Source organism: Leucothrix pacifica, from assembly GCF_003172875.1.
Classification (GTDB): Bacteria; Pseudomonadota; Gammaproteobacteria; order Thiotrichales; family Thiotrichaceae; genus Leucothrix; species Leucothrix pacifica.
Genome location: NZ_QGKM01000022.1, coordinates 11371 through 26436, shown reverse-complemented (window position 1 = coordinate 26436; position 15066 = coordinate 11371). Strand labels below are relative to the sequence as shown.

At 45.8% G+C, this 15066-nt stretch carries 16 protein-coding genes; 10 read left to right on the top strand and 6 right to left on the bottom strand.

Translation table 11 applies throughout. From position 1 onward, the window contains the following. Positions 1–4 precede the first annotated feature (4 nt). Positions 5–1390 (bottom strand): ribonuclease J, encoded by a 1386-nt coding sequence (locus tag DKW60_RS09480; RefSeq protein ID WP_109837414.1) that lies wholly within the window; start codon positions 1388–1390, stop codon positions 5–7. 280 nt (positions 1391–1670) lie between these two features. Between DKW60_RS09480 and DKW60_RS09475 the strand changes: the two genes are divergently transcribed. Both DKW60_RS09475 and DKW60_RS09470 read left to right on the top strand, forming a co-directional pair. Next, positions 1671–3575: a polysaccharide lyase family 7 protein gene (locus DKW60_RS09475; protein ID WP_109837413.1), complete on the top strand. Its 1905-nt coding sequence runs from the start codon at positions 1671–1673 to the stop codon at positions 3573–3575. A 164-nt stretch (positions 3576–3739) separates the two neighbouring features. After that, positions 3740–4135, top strand: a complete 396-nt coding sequence (locus DKW60_RS09470) for a MerR family transcriptional regulator (protein ID WP_109837412.1) — start codon at positions 3740–3742, stop codon at positions 4133–4135. A 103-nt stretch (positions 4136–4238) separates the two neighbouring features. Here DKW60_RS09470 and DKW60_RS09465 read toward each other — a convergent pair whose 3' ends face one another. Beyond that, entirely contained in the window at positions 4239–4847 is a 609-nt protein-coding gene (locus DKW60_RS09465; RefSeq protein WP_109837411.1) for a TRADD-N-associated membrane domain-containing protein, read from the bottom strand. 158 nt (positions 4848–5005) lie between these two features. Between DKW60_RS09465 and DKW60_RS09460 the strand changes: the two genes are divergently transcribed. Further along, positions 5006–5440: a hypothetical protein gene (locus DKW60_RS09460; protein ID WP_146203461.1), complete on the top strand. Its 435-nt coding sequence runs from the start codon at positions 5006–5008 to the stop codon at positions 5438–5440. A 28-nt stretch (positions 5441–5468) separates the two neighbouring features. Here DKW60_RS09460 and DKW60_RS09455 read toward each other — a convergent pair whose 3' ends face one another. The 4 genes from DKW60_RS09455 to DKW60_RS09440 all read right to left on the bottom strand — a co-directional run bounded on the left by DKW60_RS09455 (position 5469) and on the right by DKW60_RS09440 (position 8100). Beyond that, positions 5469–6083, bottom strand: a complete 615-nt coding sequence (locus tag DKW60_RS09455; protein WP_109837409.1) for a DUF1007 family protein — start codon at positions 6081–6083, stop codon at positions 5469–5471. 28 nt (positions 6084–6111) lie between these two features. After that, positions 6112–6717 (bottom strand): HupE/UreJ family protein, encoded by a 606-nt coding sequence (locus DKW60_RS09450; RefSeq protein ID WP_109837408.1) that lies wholly within the window; start codon positions 6715–6717, stop codon positions 6112–6114. Continuing rightward, positions 6714–7307: a HupE/UreJ family protein gene (locus DKW60_RS09445; RefSeq protein ID WP_109837407.1), complete on the bottom strand. Its 594-nt coding sequence runs from the start codon at positions 7305–7307 to the stop codon at positions 6714–6716. Before DKW60_RS09445 ends, DKW60_RS09450 begins: the two co-directional genes overlap by 4 nt. A gap of 76 nt (positions 7308–7383) precedes the next feature. After that, a complete protein-coding gene (locus DKW60_RS09440; protein ID WP_109837406.1) occupies positions 7384–8100 on the bottom strand; it encodes a hypothetical protein in 717 nt (238 codons plus the stop codon). 125 nt (positions 8101–8225) lie between these two features. On the opposite strand from DKW60_RS09440, the gene epmB reads away from it, so the two are divergent. The 7 genes from epmB to DKW60_RS09405 all read left to right on the top strand — a co-directional run bounded on the left by epmB (position 8226) and on the right by DKW60_RS09405 (position 15056). Continuing rightward, positions 8226–9293 (top strand): EF-P beta-lysylation protein EpmB, encoded by a 1068-nt coding sequence (gene epmB, locus DKW60_RS09435; RefSeq protein WP_245929666.1) that lies wholly within the window; start codon positions 8226–8228, stop codon positions 9291–9293. Positions 9294–9308: 15 nt separating this feature from the next. After that, the gene (locus DKW60_RS09430) at positions 9309–9737 is read left to right on the top strand and encodes an acyl-CoA thioesterase (RefSeq protein WP_219988698.1); all 429 of its coding nucleotides are present in this window, start codon (positions 9309–9311) and stop codon (positions 9735–9737) included. 70 nt (positions 9738–9807) lie between these two features. After that, positions 9808–11361 (top strand): phospholipid carrier-dependent glycosyltransferase, encoded by a 1554-nt coding sequence (locus DKW60_RS09425; RefSeq protein WP_109837405.1) that lies wholly within the window; start codon positions 9808–9810, stop codon positions 11359–11361. Further along, positions 11354–11722 carry an EamA family transporter gene (locus DKW60_RS09420; protein WP_219988697.1) on the top strand — a complete coding sequence of 123 codons (369 nt, stop codon included), beginning with the start codon at positions 11354–11356 and terminating at the stop codon, positions 11720–11722. Before DKW60_RS09425 ends, DKW60_RS09420 begins: the two co-directional genes overlap by 8 nt. After that, a complete protein-coding gene (locus tag DKW60_RS09415) occupies positions 11722–12126 on the top strand; it encodes a DMT family transporter (protein WP_109837404.1) in 405 nt (134 codons plus the stop codon). Before DKW60_RS09420 ends, DKW60_RS09415 begins: the two co-directional genes overlap by 1 nt. Further along, on the top strand, positions 12119–12856 hold the full coding sequence (locus DKW60_RS09410; RefSeq protein WP_109837403.1) for a dolichyl-phosphate beta-glucosyltransferase: 738 nt from the start codon (positions 12119–12121) through the stop codon (positions 12854–12856). The genes DKW60_RS09415 and DKW60_RS09410 overlap by 8 nt, the downstream gene beginning before the upstream one ends. Before the next feature lie 94 nt (positions 12857–12950). Continuing rightward, positions 12951–15056: an LruC domain-containing protein gene (locus DKW60_RS09405; protein ID WP_109837402.1), complete on the top strand. Its 2106-nt coding sequence runs from the start codon at positions 12951–12953 to the stop codon at positions 15054–15056. The last annotated feature ends 10 nt before the right edge of the window (positions 15057–15066 follow it).

Genomic DNA, 15066 nt, shown 5'->3' with positions numbered 1-15066 from the left:
GTGTTTACCAGTTATCCATGCGCACTAACTTGCGGTTTTTTAGCCCCAGCCTGCCTGTTTCAACGGCAGCGCGGCGAATGCCCCGGTATGGCGCTATGTAGTAGATATCGCCATTCTTACCAATCTGTTGTCGCGGTACACCAATGGCTTTTGCCAGCTTGCCATGGGCGCTCAGGTGTTGAGGCTCACCATGAACCGGAATGGACATATCCGGATGAATCCATTGGTACATCAGCTTGAGCTCATCCACTGCCGGATGGCCGGAAGCGTGAATGGGTAATTCACTGTTGGCATAAGTCACCACATTAATTTGCATAGACTCCAGTCGTTCGATTAAGTCATCTATATCTTGCTCATTACCGGGGATGGCTCTGGAGCTGAAGATCACGGTGTCACCCGGTTCTAAAGCCATATCAAAAAAGTTGTCATGGCTCAGCCTGTATAGCGCGGTGCGTGGTTCGCCTTGACTGCCGGTCGCGATCGCCAGTACAGAGTGTTTCGGCAAATAGCAAAGATATGAGGAGTCTACGATGTTCTTTTGATTAGGCCAGATACCAGACTTTTTAGCAGCATCCGCCATATTGACCATAGAGCGCCCCAGTAACGCAATATGACGATCACAGGTTCCAGCGATATCGTACAGGGTTTTTAAGCGTGCCAGATTACTGCCAAAGCACGTTACAACGACGCGACCTTTTGCCTTGCTAATAATATCTGTTAAGCCCGTGACCAAATCAGCTTCTGAGATCGAGTGTCCCTTTACATTGGCGGTTGTGGAGTCACAGATCATGGCGTCAATTTCCTGATCACCAATCTTGCGATATTCATTCTCATCAAAGGGTTCACCAATGACCGGCTGCGGGTCTAGTTTCCAGTCAGCCGTATGAAAGACTTTTGCTACTGGTGTGCGAATAAGCAGTGCATAAGGCTCCGGAATCGAGTGAGTCAGCGTGACCCACTGTAGATTGAATACCCCAATATCATGTCGTACGGTGGGGTCAATAATATGTACCGGGACTTTTTTATTGATGCCAACGTCTTTGAGTTTACGGTCGAGAATTTCAGCAGTAAATTTTGTTGTGTAGACGGGGCATCGTAATTGCTCCCAGAGATAGGGCACAGCGCCGATATGATCTTCATGAGCATGTGTGATGACTAAACCAACCAGTTGTTCCTTGCGCGAGGCAATAAACTCTGGGTCTGCCATTTGAACCGGTGGCGCTGAAGGTGGCAGACCTAATGCTTTTTCTTCTTCCGTAGGTTTGGCAAATGTGATTCCGCAATCCACCATTAACCATTGCCCATCATGACCGTAGAGATTCATATTCATTCCGATTTCACCGGTTCCGCCAAGCGGTAAAAACCAAAAATCAGATGCGTCAGGGGTCATGGTGGCTCACGAGTCAATGAATAGGGTGGTCAATGGTAGCGCAGTCGGCTTTGTTTTTGAGAATTAAATGTTGGAAAGTTAGATTGTATGTAAAATAACGAGCAACCAGATTGTTGCTTCAGTTGCACCTTAAGTAGGACTATCACCGGTTTACCTGCGGAAATCATTTACTTAGTACCCAAAAACTAATTTTAACGAATCCTCTAACATATTATTATAAATTCTAGTGTATTAGCTGGCTGCGGCTTATCGCCCTGTAAATGATTTTCGGAGGAGAGGAATGAATCATATTACGACTGCCACATCACTTGCCCTGATGTTGTGCGCAGGTTCTGTTTACGCAAATACTGCTTGTGATGGTAATGCACCGCTGACAATTATCTCAGCTACTGATGATGGCTTGTATGAGGAGACTCATGGCCCGGAAAATATTATTGATAGCAACCTTGACCCTGATTCACGCTGGTCCAACCAATCAACCGGCGACCCCAAGTCAGTGGTATTGGATTTGGGTGCGGTGCAAACACTGAAATCTATCAGTATTGCCTGGCACAAAGGTGATAGCCGTTGGTCAGAGTTCTGGGTAGAGGCTTCGGCAGACGGCAAGGCTTACACTGAGATATTACCGAAACAGAAATCCAGTGGTACAACGTTAGAGTTAGAACCTTATGACTTTGACGATACCAAAGCACAATTTATCAAACTAACCAGTAACGGTAACGAAAGTAACGACAGGAATAGTATGGTCGAGCTAGTTGCTTATGGTTGTGGTACTCCGGTAAAGAAACCTGAAAAGGCCGTTGTCACTGATCGCAAAGGCACTGGTGTGTTTAACCTTCATAAAGACCGTCCACCCGGAAAAAACTTTGATCTGTTAGGTTGGTATATCACTACTCCTGCGGATGATGATGGTGATGGCAAAGCAGATAGTGTGTATGAAAAAGAACTCGCTGAAGGCTGGACTGATCCTCGCTATTTCTATACTGATCCTGCAACGGGTGGCATGGTGTTCCGTTCGACGCCGGCTGGCGCAAAAACATCAAAGAATACCAAATACACACGCACCGAGTTGCGCGGTATGTTACGCGGTGGTGACTACAGCATAGAAACTCGTTTGGAAGGTGGTATTCCCAATAAAAACAACTGGGTATTCTCATCAGCACCATTGTCTGCTCAAGCAGCCTCAGCCGGAGTTGATGGTGTACTGAAAGCAACCTTGTCAGTCAATCAGGTGACGCGTTTGGGTAAAGTTTATCAGGTAGGTCGTGTGACGATTGGTCAGATTCACGCGAAAAATGATGAGCCGATCCGTCTTTACTATCGCAAGTTGCCACAGAACAAATACGGTTCGATTTACTTCGCACATGACCCGGAAGTGGGGAAAGAAAAGTGGGTAGAAGTCATTGGATCTCGCTCTGATCGAGCTAAGAATCCTGAAGATGGTATCGCTTTAGATGAGCGCTTCAGCTATGAGATTGAAGTAAAGGGCAAGAAAGACGGCGACAAAATTATTCCAATGCTTCACCTGAAAATTATACGTGATGATGGTAGCGAGGTTGTTGCTGAGCCATACGATATGAGTGGTAGTGGTTTTAGTGTTGAGAATGAGTTCATGTTCTTTAAGGCGGGTGCTTACTCAGGGAATAACACCAGCCCAACGCCTGAGACTGACTTTGATAAGGTTATTTTCTATAAGTTAGCCTACTCACATAATCCTCCACCAGAAGCACCTGCAGGTGCAGCGCCGATCAAATTGATAGAGAAAGAGGTGATTGCTCTGGCTATGCCCGGTGTGGTTGTTGATGATAGCTTTGCGGATGGTGGACGCGACAATGGCGCGGATGCTCTGGATGCAAACTGGGTTACCACAACCAATAGCAGCGCCTTAGAGTTCTCAACAGGCAGGCTTGGCTTGGTGTCGGGTGGTTCAGGTCGTGGTTTACGAGCGACATTCCCATCTCAGGCATTGAGCGATGGCCAAACCTTAAAAGCGACATTCACTTTCACAACGCCTAAAACCTTGGGTACTAAGCGAGGTTCTGCGTTCCGTGTTGGTTTGTATGTGACGAGTCTTGGTATGTTGGCATTCCATGTGAACAGTAAGACGTTTGGATCTTCTAAGAAGAAAGATACACCAGATAACGGTATCGACTTCTCTAATGTGAAGATTGAAGTACTGCCTTAAGCAGGTAGTCATTAGGTATCAAACCGGCAGTCACCAAGTCACCTTGGTTGGCTGCCAGTTTGTTTTTGTGAATGCCGTTATTTATATCTGTTGTTACAGTGACTTGCGCAAGCCTTGAATCCTCATTAGCATGGAGCGCGAATGGCGAATCACAAGGGACATTAATGAGCAATAAAACATACACCATCTCCGAGCTGGCCAAAGAGTTCGATGTCACGACTCGTGCGATTCGTTTGTATGAAGAATCCGGTCTATTGGCGCCTGAGCGAGATGGTAGCCGTCGCATATATCATGAAAAAGACAGAGTGCGTTTGCGGCTGACTTTGCGGGGTAAGCGCATTGGTTTTACACTAGCAGAAGTCAAAGATATGTTTGATCTCTATGACTCCAAACCGATTGATGGTGAGAAAAAACAAATCCTGTATTTGCTGGACATCATGGAGCAACGTCTGGAGACATTAAAGTTGCAGCGTGAAGAGCTGGAGCTCGCGGTTGTTGATATAGAAAGTGTCTGTGAACGTGCCCGTGAAACACTGACTGAGTTAGACGCTAAAGAGTAACCTGTTCTGAAGAAAGGTGTTTAACGCGCGAATAGATTACCTTAGTGTTGGTAGCCTGTTTTTTTGTAGCTGCATTAGTTCAAGATGTCATCGCTAAGTCAGTTCAATGCTCACCACCCTCCGTGTGTCTATGGCCTCTTCTGCGGGCTAGTAAGTGAGGTTCAATAGGTTCGGCTGGCTCTGCTGAATGCGTAGAGGAAAGCTTGTTGATCAAGGCTGCTCTGGTCGTATCGCGCAATTCATCACCCAAGCTTTCGCACAAGCTATTTGCCAGAAGGAAACGCTGTGTTATTTCCAGCCGTCCCTGAAATAAGGTGAGTTGCGTAATCGTTTTATTGTAGAGGTAGAAGTTGATTGTCGCGATGAACTCGATCACCACACCACTGGCTAAAGTCACCATAGTAAAGTCCTGATTGTTGGTCCAAATGCTGACAATTGCGCCTAACATAAATATAAAACCAACAATTCCCGCAATTAAAGCCCAGCGAAAACTCCGTTGCGCCTGCGATAATGATAAATCATAAAAACGCGAGAGTAGCTCTATTTGTGAAGCGGCAGTTCCGCGTACATCATCCGTTTGGATATTGCTGAGGCGATCCATGGCTTTTTCAGCCGCTTCATAAAAGATCGGTTCTTGCTTTACATTGACATCAAATAGCTTACGAAGAATGCCTGCTTTGTCGGCTTTCACTGATGATGTGGTCTCATCCATAGTCAACTCCCTCTGTTGCGGTTATTATCAGCCTAAGCGAATTCAATAGTTTAGTAAAACTTCTAATAAAAATAAGACGAAAATGAATAATTGATAGCAAATAAAAACATGCTTATAAACTATACTAAGAAGTAATGTGTCGGAGGTGTGGTGTTCTTATGAAAGAGAGAATAATACTAATAGTCCTCATGTGTACTGTTGTTTTCAGTCAGTCGGTGGTTGCTGATGAGGTCTGGGATAGTAACTTTGGGCGGGTTATTTACGAAACAGATATTGGTCCTACCGCGATTTGGAGCTATCGCAGTGAGCACTACGTCGGTTTGATCAATCTCGCAGGGTTAGCGGGTATCTATTCCAACCGTGGGACTTACGAAGGGTATTGGGTTCAGAATAAGTCAGAAAAGCGCTGTACAACTGTAAGACCGACGCAAAACGGTGAGACATCACATTATTGGGGGCGTTTTCATATCACCTTTATCGACAGAGACTTTCCGTCACGCTGGGAGGCGAAGTGGAGTTATTGTAACGATGAAATGCAAAGTAAGCTCTGGAAAGCCTCACCCATTGTCGCGGGTAAGGCTGTCTATGAGTGATATTCTGTAGGACGTGAGTTGCTGTTTGTTACCGACAATCCAGTGTCATTGTTTCTGACATGACAACGTGCGAATCAATCATGCCCATTTGTGATTGAGTCATCGTAGGTGCCTTACAGCTGCTCTTTAGAGGCTCATCAAGTTTTAGGTGGCTGGGATCTACGAAGGTTGCAAGTCCAACCGCGGTTTCATCAGAAATAATGATCTCCAGTTGGTGTCCCTGCATGGCAGTCGATGTCTCAAGTGGTAAGGTTAAATTCATTTGCAGACGTGCACCTTCAACTAAGTTCAGGTTGTATTGTGTCACTTCTCTCAAGGCCAACTCAGTACCGTCAAGTTTTAAAGTAGTGAAGTAATCCATACCCTTCAAACCACTCAGAATATCACTAGCGCGTTTTTGCAGTGTAGCTGCTCGGTTCTCGTCTGATAAGTCTTCACCATCCATGAGTGTTTGCGACAAGCCTTCATCATAGAGCCAACTCATTTGAACAGCGGTCAACTCTGCTGATTCAGTGGTTACAAGGCGAGCCGTTAGGTCAAGTTTATAATGAAATGCTGAGCCTGCAGCAAAGCTGTTAGTCGCGGTCAGTAACATCGCTGAAGCAACTAAAAGTAGTTTCTGCGATAAGCGGGTAAGTCTCATTAAAATCTGTCCTTCAATTATTATTACGTTATGCCGCGGTTGTGTTGGCCAATAACAGTGTTAACACCAATACTGCACCGGCTGTTGCCCAGGCACCGAGTACGCGCAACACGATGCCCTGAAGTAAGTTGCGCAAACTCCAGGCAATCACGCTGATCACCAGCAGTAGGCCAAATACAGTCAGACCGCTACCTGCGAGGCTGGCGTAGATCTTACGAGCTTGCAGACCGGGAATCATCGGAACTGCTGAGTCCAGACCAATGACGACGGCTGCCGCTGCTGCCAGTACTACGGTGATTATCCAATGGAGTTGTAGTTTTAAAATCACTAAAACGCCTGTGATAGCTGCTAAGGGCAATAAGATCGCTTCACTATTCCAGCTTGGATTGTAGTGACGCGTCATAACTAACGATGCACCAATCACGAGGATAAAGAATGGTAGAACAATACCCATATGCTTCCATCCCTGTTGGCCCAATAACAGGCCTAATGAGAAAGTCACAATGAGGTGTGCCGGCACCATTAACGGGTGAGACAAACCTTGTATAAAAAAGTTTGTTCCGGCAGCAAAACTGACTACCGGAAGTAGGCAGCATAAGACTAAAGTAAGTCTGGCCATCATCTGTTTTGTCATAACGTACCTGTTAAAAAACCGACACCGGCTAAGGCAATTAGTCCACCAATACCACGTGCGATAATCAGACCAGCAGGCCAGCGAATAAGTTCACCGATAAGAATACCAGCGAGGTGAAGCAGGCCCGTTGCGATGACAAAACCAACGCTGTATGACAGTGCATTAGCGGCATTAGGGAGTTCTGTTCCGTGCGCATGGCCGTGAAAAACAGCGAAGGCTGCGACAATCAGGGCTGCGATCCACAGCGGTGGCTTGAGTGCCAGAAGGATCATTAATCCAAGTACAACGGATGATACTGCGATACCTGTTTCAATCGCCGGGACCGGGATACCCATAATTCCCATAATGCCACCCAATGCCATTACCAATGGGAAAACAACGGGCAGCACCCAAATGGCTGGGCGACCTAAAAAGGCACCTAAAATACCGACAGCGACCATGGCTGTAACATGGTCTAGTCCTGCAAGCGGGTGAAGTGCTCCGCTGATAAAGCCACCTGTCACGCCTTCACCACTGTGTGCAAATACACTTGTTGCGCTGAGCAACAATAGTGCGATTATCCAGCCCGTATTTCTCATCATACGTTCCATGCTTTCACTCCTGATTAAGCTGTAGCTCATAAAGATTAAGCGCGAGTCTATCACGCGCCCCTACAGCCGACCAGCGTCAGCGGGCTTGTTTGAAGAGGCTGTTGGTAAGCCAGTCAGGGGCCGGGAACATCTGTGTCCGGTAAAAAGAACCTTTTAGTTTTGTCCCTTTTTTAGGTGCCCGAATCGGCCCTGGTTTATCCCAACGATATCCCCAGTTGTGAGTGTGATAGCGGAACCAACGCAACTTGCTGCTCTCAGCCTTATTGAAGTCATAGGAAGCCCCTAAAAGTTGTCCTGTGCCACTGGGAAGTACATTGAAGTCTTGAATGCTAAGAAACTGTGTATCTTCTGATTTAATCTCATTGGGTAATGGCAAGATATTGCAGCTGACATGACGCAATTGATTCTTGATATTGACCATGCTCAGGCGGTGGTAGCGGCTCATCCCAAAAATGGCGATGCGAAAATGCGAGGCGGTACTGTAAACACCCATTGAAATACTGGCATTGGCAATTGGGTAAGCCCGCCAGCGATGATTTAGCCGGGTATAAAGTATTAATCCTGAGCCGGCATAATCTTCCGACATAAGCAGTGGCAGTGCTTTGCCATTCAACCGGTACGCCTGAATCAGTTTTTTGCGCTTCAGGTATTGGATATGACTTTTTTTTATCTGAATTTCTTTTCCACAGCGCCACTTATGATCCCACTGAGGTGTTGTAGCGTGAGCAGTAACAGGAAGAAGTATTGACAGTAGAGTGAGTGGTAGCAGGTAACGTCGCCAACGTGTAGGCATGCGTGAATGATCTCTTTTTGTATAATAATTATAAATTCATAGTGCCATTGCTCAACAATCGATGCAAGATATCCTCATGTTTCAGGCCACAAAAACAGCAAAGGTTGGGTGCTAGATATTTGTGGATGAATCATGCAAAATACAGGCACTTATCAGCTGTGCGTGTGGCTATGACCAATATCATTCCAATTAATTCCCATCTGACATCCACTGCGACACCTGAGTGGAAACAGGTACTCTCCAATCTATTACGTGACCCTGAAGAGTTGTGTGATCTGCTGAATCTCAAGGGAAATGATCGTGACACGCTAAAAGCGGATTGTGGTCAGTTTCCACTGCGTATTCCAAGGCCGTATTTTTCGAGGGTCGTCAGTGGTGATTTACAAGATCCTTTATTACTGCAGGCCTTGCCACAGGCGGCAGAACTACATGAGACGGTTGGCTATGTGTCAGATCCTTTAGAGGAAGCCGAATTTACACCTGTACAGGGCTTGTTGCACAAGTATCATGGGCGTGTGTTATTAGTACTCAACGGTAGTTGTGCCATTCATTGCAGATATTGCTTCAGGCGTCACTTCCCTTATCAGGAGCATCAGATTTCAGCGCAGCATTGGCAGGAGATATTGCAGTATATTGCTGCTGATAACAGCATTACTGAGGTGATTCTTAGCGGTGGAGACCCGCTCACAATGAATGACAAAGTCCTATCTCAACGATGCGATGACATAGCCTCGATTCCTCATGTTAAGACGCTGCGATTACACAGCCGCTTGCCGATTATGATTCCGCAGCGAATTGATGAGCATTGCCTGCGCTGGATGCAGCAGAGTCGTTTGCAAATAGTCATGGTGATTCATTGTAATCATGCGCAGGAAATCGATGCAGAGGTCGAATCTGCGCTGAATGATTTAGCGAATGTCGGTGTAACCTTGCTGAATCAAAGTGTATTGCTCAGGGGAATTAATGATAACGTTGAAGTGCTTGAGCATTTAAGCCAGCGTTTATTTGAATGCCGAGTCCTACCTTACTACATGCACTTATTGGATAAAGTGCAAGGTGCTGCTCATTTTGATGTGCCGGAAGAGGAGGCTCAGCAACTTCGTGAGGCATTGAGCGCTCGCGTTGCTGGCTATCTGGTCCCGAAATTTGTGCGTGAACAGGCGAATGAGCGCAGCAAATCCCGAATGGAATAAATGAGCGACTAATTAATGAATAACTGGCAAGAGAAATACCCCGTCGTCATCACTCAGGATGTTCACTGGGGAGACATGGATGCATTTCAGCATGTGAATAATAAAGTGTACTTCCGGTATTTTGAGGATGTACGTTTAGCTTATTTACAGGAGATCGGCTCGCTGGATTATATGAAGCAGCACAAGTCCGGGCCGGTACTGGCATCAACCAGCTGCAACTTTAAAGCACCCGTGCTGTATCCTGACACCTTGCACATCGCCACCCGAACTTTTGATCTGCAAGCTAAGCGCGTGTCAATGGAGTACGTGGTCTATAGTGAGCAACAGCAAAAGATTGTTGCTGATGGGGAAGGGCTGATGGTGTATTTTGATTTTGCCTCTGGCAGAAGTGTTGAGATTCCGGAGGAGATTGCCTCTAAGATCAAAGCACTTCAGCGGGATTAGCTTGCGACGTCAGAGTCTTTTTTGTATGGTCGCCCCATAATAAAAAATATTTTAATGGGGTTTAAAAGCCATGCCTGGCTTGTCACGGCGCTTGCCGTTGTTGTTTCTCACTGTTCTGGCATTGTTGCTAGCAGTATCTGCGTATTTACGTCTGCTGTTCGACTTTAATGCCGGACACATGGACGAGTATGACTACTTATTTGTGGGTCAACGCCTGCTATCGGGTCAAGGTTGGCCATCCTATAGTTATATATTTGGTTCTGACTTAAATTGGTATTTACTGGGACTGGGCGAACAGTTATTGGGTGGATTGACTGGTGCGCGGATAGTCTCAGCCGCTTTTGGCTTACTGTCACTACTCGGCATGTATCTGTTTACTTATGTACTGTGGTGTAGTCGTCTAATTGCTTTTATCGCGACCAGCTTACTGGCACTTCAGTCTATTCAGTTATTTATTAGTCGGTTTGCAACCTACGACATTATTAGTTTTGCCTGCTTCTCTCTGGCACTTGCACCGCTGGTGTTGGCCTGTCAAAAAACCGATCGTAGTCGTTACCTCTACCTCTTGTTATCGGTTGTACTGATGAGTCTGGCAATCACCAGTAAATACGTGGTGATTTTGTATATGCCACTGCTTGCGGGCTTGGCTTTATTGCGTGCGCCTAAGCTTGGTTTTACCTTTGGAGCGCTGGTCGGGGTGGCACTACTTGCTTACGTTGCTATGAACTGGGAGCCACTTCAGCAACTCTACCAAGTTCAAATCAAAGGCGTGCATGGCAATAGCAATGGTAGCTTTGAGTACCTGATCTGGAGTGAAATCAAGTATCTGTGGATGTTGCTGTTAATGTGGTTGCTGGCTGTTATCTGGCGAGCCATGGAGTGTGGCAGAGGATTTTGGCGTGATGCGCGCTGGATTCAGTTGATGTTGTTGGGCTTATTTTCACTGCCAATGGCTGCCTACCACCTCAACGCTTTAAACATGATTTCCTTGTTTAAGCACTTGGTCTATGCCGTGTATTTTTTGATTCCGGCTGCGGCCTGGCTTATCGGTATGGTACTTAAAGAGTCAGACTATCGTTATCTCAAACAATCCATTGCCAGCGTGCTGGTGCTTGGATTTTCAGTCATTTCTTATCAGCAACTCAAGGAAATGGAAGTTGCCTATGCTGATGTATCGCCTGTCCTTGAACTGATTGATGGACAGCTCGATCACCAAACAACCATCCTTAGTGAAGACCCCTATTTATTCCGTTATTTAGCGAATGATGTGGTGCCGCAGGTACAGATCAAAGAGTCCGGTTGGTTGGATAATAACCTTGATGGCAAGCACGAAACTCAGGATGTGATTGAAGCGGTTTGGGATGCAAAATTCACCTACGTTTTTCTGAATGATCAGTTGCATCCTTCATTGAATGTGAAATTGCGCAAACTGCTGGCATTAAAAAAATATCAGCCTGTCTGGTCAGAGTTGTATGAGGTGTCGGATGTAATGACTCGCAAGACCACGGGCACGATGAGTCTGTATCGACGCACCGAAGCACCTCGACTATCACTGCTGGAGGATGACTTATTCGGTAGAGGCAAAGCAATGCAGGTTTATGAGGCGAGAGGGCGTGATGACTGACAATGCTTTGAGTGCAAATCTGGTTTATATGGCATTGTTTTTTTCCATTATTTTGACTAGTAGTGCGCAAATATTGCAGAAGTTCGCGGCAAATAGCGCCACGGAGTCGGCTACTTCCGGGAAACAATCGCAGGGATTGCTTGTCTTACTTAGTCTGGCATGCCTCGGTTTAGCGTTATTGTTGTGGTTAGTTGTGCTAAGTGCGATGCCGGTAAGCCGGGCATATCCAATGTTGAGCCTCAGTTACATTATTGTGATGGTGCTGGCTCGCTGGATATTTAAAGAACATATTCCATGGCAGCGTTGGTTCGGTGCGGCATTGATTATGTTGGGAATCAGTTGCCTGATGGGAATTGGCTAATGCGAATAGTATCGGTCTATCTGATTATTTCAATATTGGCAGGTGCCTGTGGGCAGTTAATGATGAAGGCTGGGTTATTGGCTCTGGGGCCATTAAGTCTTGCCCTTGAAAACTTCAGAACCAGTGTTGAGTTACCTGCAATAGCCGGACTGGCATGGATCGCCACAGGGATAGGTGCTTACTTTGCCGCAGTGCTGTTATGGATCAAAGTACTGAAGGTGTTTCCATTAAACATGGCTTATCCCTTACTCAGTCTTGGCTATGTCGTGGTTTATGTAGGCTCTGTGTGGTGGCCAGCAGTAAACGAGGCGGTTAGCCCACAAAAAACACTGGGTGTGTGTTTAATAATCATTGGGGTTATTATTATCACACGATACTCCGGAGATAGTCGTCAACATGAGTAAGCAGCCTTATTTGTCCGTCATAATTCCCGCCTTCAATGAGCAGAGCAGAATTGCGGACTCACTCTATGCCATCAAGGACTATCTGTCAGAGCAGCCTTATCGCAGTGAAATGATTGTAGTGGATGATGGTAGTAATGATCTCACCACTGAAATCGTTAAATTTATTGATATCTATGGCAAGGAGGTCAATGAACACGATGAAGGCACCTTGATGGAAAATCTTAAAAATGTTGGTAAGGGGTATTCAATTGCCCGGGGCATGATGCGGGCATCCGGCCAAATCATTCTGTTTACCGATGCAGACCTTTCCACACCAATCTCTGAAATTGAGAAATTGCTACCAGAATTTGAGGCAGGTTACGACGTTGTTATCGGTTCACGCAATATGGAAGCATCTGTGGTGGAGAAGAAACCCTGGTATCGTGATGCGATGAGTTTATTGTTCAATACAGCCGTTCGTCTGATTTCTGTCAGCGGAATCAATGATACTCAATGTGGTTTTAAGGCATATCGGCGAGAAGTTGCACATAGAATAGCCATGCGTCAGCGCATCTACGGCTTTGGGTTCGATGTGGAGCATCTCTACATTGCCAGAAAATCAGGCTTTAAAATCAAAGAGGTTGCCGTGGAGTGGAGGCATAAAGAAGGCTCAACCGTTGATCCATTAAAGGATTCAATCACGATGTTCTTGGATCTTCTGCGTATTCGTTGGATTCATCGTATGCTATAAAAAACAGATAAACGGCATTGAATAAGTATTAATCGGGGCATAGTATTTAGTCATACATAACGCTTCTATAAATTATAAAAATAAGGTGCTTTCAATGCGTCGATTATTATTAAGCGGCTTACTCTTGTGCGCTAGTCAGTCTGTTTTGGCTGATGCGTTTACTGAATGTCCATCAAGGGCGTTTTTGACTCAAGATGCAGTTGCAAAGACTTACGGTGTGAATCTGGTAACGGGTGATTATGGCCTGGTGCAGGATGACATGGGAACCAAAAGCAAGGTAAACGCTACGGGTTTTAACCCAAACGACCAATATCTCTATGGCTGGGGCTATGAAAAGTTTAAGCCAGTCAGAATCCACGATGACTTTACCGTTGAATACTTAGATGTCGACAACATTGCAGGAATCAACTTTTATGTAGGTGATGTGTCGCTGACCAATAATACCTACTATGTATACAGAGCGGGTTCAAGGTACGGTTTGTATGCTATTTCATTAGACGGGAGCTCTGAAAACTTCCACAAAATGGTTCGCGTCGTTGATGGCGGCACTTTAAAACTTAAGATATTTGATCTCGCTTTCCACCCCACCGATGGTTATGCCTACGCTGTAGACAGAAGCGGGCTGTTGCACAAGATTGATGTTGAGAATGGTACGTCTGAGCAACTAGCTGATGTTGGTGTGACGGGCACATTCGGTGCAGTTTATTTTGATGTTGATGAAAATCTGTACATCAGTAGTAATAACGACGGTAAGTTGTACAAGATTGCGATTGGTGCAGGTGACTATACGGCGCAGTTGTTTGCATTAGGGCCATCATCCAGTATCAATGATGGCGCTCGTTGTGCGTTAGCACCGGTAATCGATGTGTCAAATGTAGATATTGATTTTGGTGATGCTCCGGAGTCTTACGGCACATACCTGAAAGACAATGGTGCACGTCATGGTCTGACCAGTGACACCTCGTTATATTTAGGTGCCGGTGTGGACGGTGAAAGTGATGGTAAACCAATGCCGTTGTCGGATGATGTGTCTGACAGAAATGACGATGAAGACGGTGTGCAGTTTGCGACTACCCTTCAGGCAGGTGATAGAGCCGTTGTCATGGTTGAGCCATCAGCAGCTGGCGTGTTGAGTGCCTGGGTCGACTTTGACCAAAACGGCACATTTGATGCTGATGAACAAATTGTGACTGACTTAAGTGTCAACGCTGGCAAGCAACCTGTGTATATCGATGTGCCTGCTGACGCTAAGCCAGGCTCTACATGGTCTCGTTTCCGTTTGTCGTCAAGTGCCGGTATGGAGCCAACAGGTGGCGTAAGCGATGGTGAGGTTGAAGACTATAGCGTCAATATCACCGTAGAAGGTGCTTCGGTTAATTACTATCCATCAAGCAAGTCTTACTCGACGGTTGTGTTTGAAGACAACTGGCCTTTCGAGGGTGACTACGACATGAATGATTTGGTCGTAAATCTGAAAACATCAATTTTCTATACTGACAAAAAAGCTACATTAGTAAACATTTCAGGTCAGCTAACGGCGGTTGGTGCGGCTTACCACAATGGTTTTGGTATTCGCCTACCGGATGTGCTGCGCGATCAGGTTGATGAAGATGGAATCAACTACACGATAAATGATCGTAAAGTTGTGAACTACTCACCGCTGGAAGCAGGTCGTTATGAAGCAATCTTTATTCTGGCTTATAACACCTGGAGTTATGTAAGTGCTGGTGAAGATTGTACGTTCTACCGCACGGAAGAAGGTTGTGGCTCTGATGTTCAGATGCGCTTTAACCTGACGATCCCGTTTAAAGAGCCTATTGAGACTGATATTTCAGGTATCTTTGATCCATTCTTGTTTGCAACACCAGGTGCCTGGCACGGTGATCATTTTGATACACCACCGGGACGTAGCTACGAGATTCACCTAAAGAATCATCACGCGACTGAAGCATTTAATTATAAATTTATGAATGGCTCGGGTCAGGATGCTTCTAACCCGGATAATAAACACTTCTTCCAGACAACTAACGGTCTGCCTTGGGCAATGGAAGTTGGTAACGAATGGAAATATCCAAAAGAGTATCGTGATGTAACGCATGCCTATCCTAAATTCCCAAGCTTTGTCAGAAGTGAAGGCGAGGAGAATCCATCTTGGTACACATTCTCTAATGCGGGTGAATCCATTCTGTTCAAAAATTGAGGATAACAAT

Coding starts and splice junctions, on each gene's coding strand:
- DKW60_RS09480 (WP_109837414.1), bottom strand. CDS start 1,390: ATGACCCCTGACGCATCTGATTTTTGGTTTTTACCGCTTGGCGGAACC.
- DKW60_RS09450 (WP_109837408.1), bottom strand. CDS start 6,717: ATGACAAAACAGATGATGGCCAGACTTACTTTAGTCTTATGCTGCCTA.
- DKW60_RS09440 (WP_109837406.1), bottom strand. CDS start 8,100: ATGCCTACACGTTGGCGACGTTACCTGCTACCACTCACTCTACTGTCA.
- DKW60_RS09410 (WP_109837403.1), top strand. CDS start 12,119: ATGAGTAAGCAGCCTTATTTGTCCGTCATAATTCCCGCCTTCAATGAG.
- DKW60_RS09465 (WP_109837411.1), bottom strand. CDS start 4,847: ATGGATGAGACCACATCATCAGTGAAAGCCGACAAAGCAGGCATTCTT.
- DKW60_RS09460 (WP_146203461.1), top strand. CDS start 5,006: ATGAAAGAGAGAATAATACTAATAGTCCTCATGTGTACTGTTGTTTTC.
- DKW60_RS09445 (WP_109837407.1), bottom strand. CDS start 7,307: ATGGAACGTATGATGAGAAATACGGGCTGGATAATCGCACTATTGTTG.
- epmB (WP_245929666.1), top strand. CDS start 8,226: ATGAATCATGCAAAATACAGGCACTTATCAGCTGTGCGTGTGGCTATG.
- DKW60_RS09430 (WP_219988698.1), top strand. CDS start 9,309: ATGAATAACTGGCAAGAGAAATACCCCGTCGTCATCACTCAGGATGTT.
- DKW60_RS09470 (WP_109837412.1), top strand. CDS start 3,740: ATGAGCAATAAAACATACACCATCTCCGAGCTGGCCAAAGAGTTCGAT.
- DKW60_RS09475 (WP_109837413.1), top strand. CDS start 1,671: ATGAATCATATTACGACTGCCACATCACTTGCCCTGATGTTGTGCGCA.
- DKW60_RS09415 (WP_109837404.1), top strand. CDS start 11,722: ATGCGAATAGTATCGGTCTATCTGATTATTTCAATATTGGCAGGTGCC.
- DKW60_RS09420 (WP_219988697.1), top strand. CDS start 11,354: ATGACTGACAATGCTTTGAGTGCAAATCTGGTTTATATGGCATTGTTT.
- DKW60_RS09405 (WP_109837402.1), top strand. CDS start 12,951: ATGCGTCGATTATTATTAAGCGGCTTACTCTTGTGCGCTAGTCAGTCT.
- DKW60_RS09425 (WP_109837405.1), top strand. CDS start 9,808: ATGCCTGGCTTGTCACGGCGCTTGCCGTTGTTGTTTCTCACTGTTCTG.
- DKW60_RS09455 (WP_109837409.1), bottom strand. CDS start 6,083: ATGAGACTTACCCGCTTATCGCAGAAACTACTTTTAGTTGCTTCAGCG.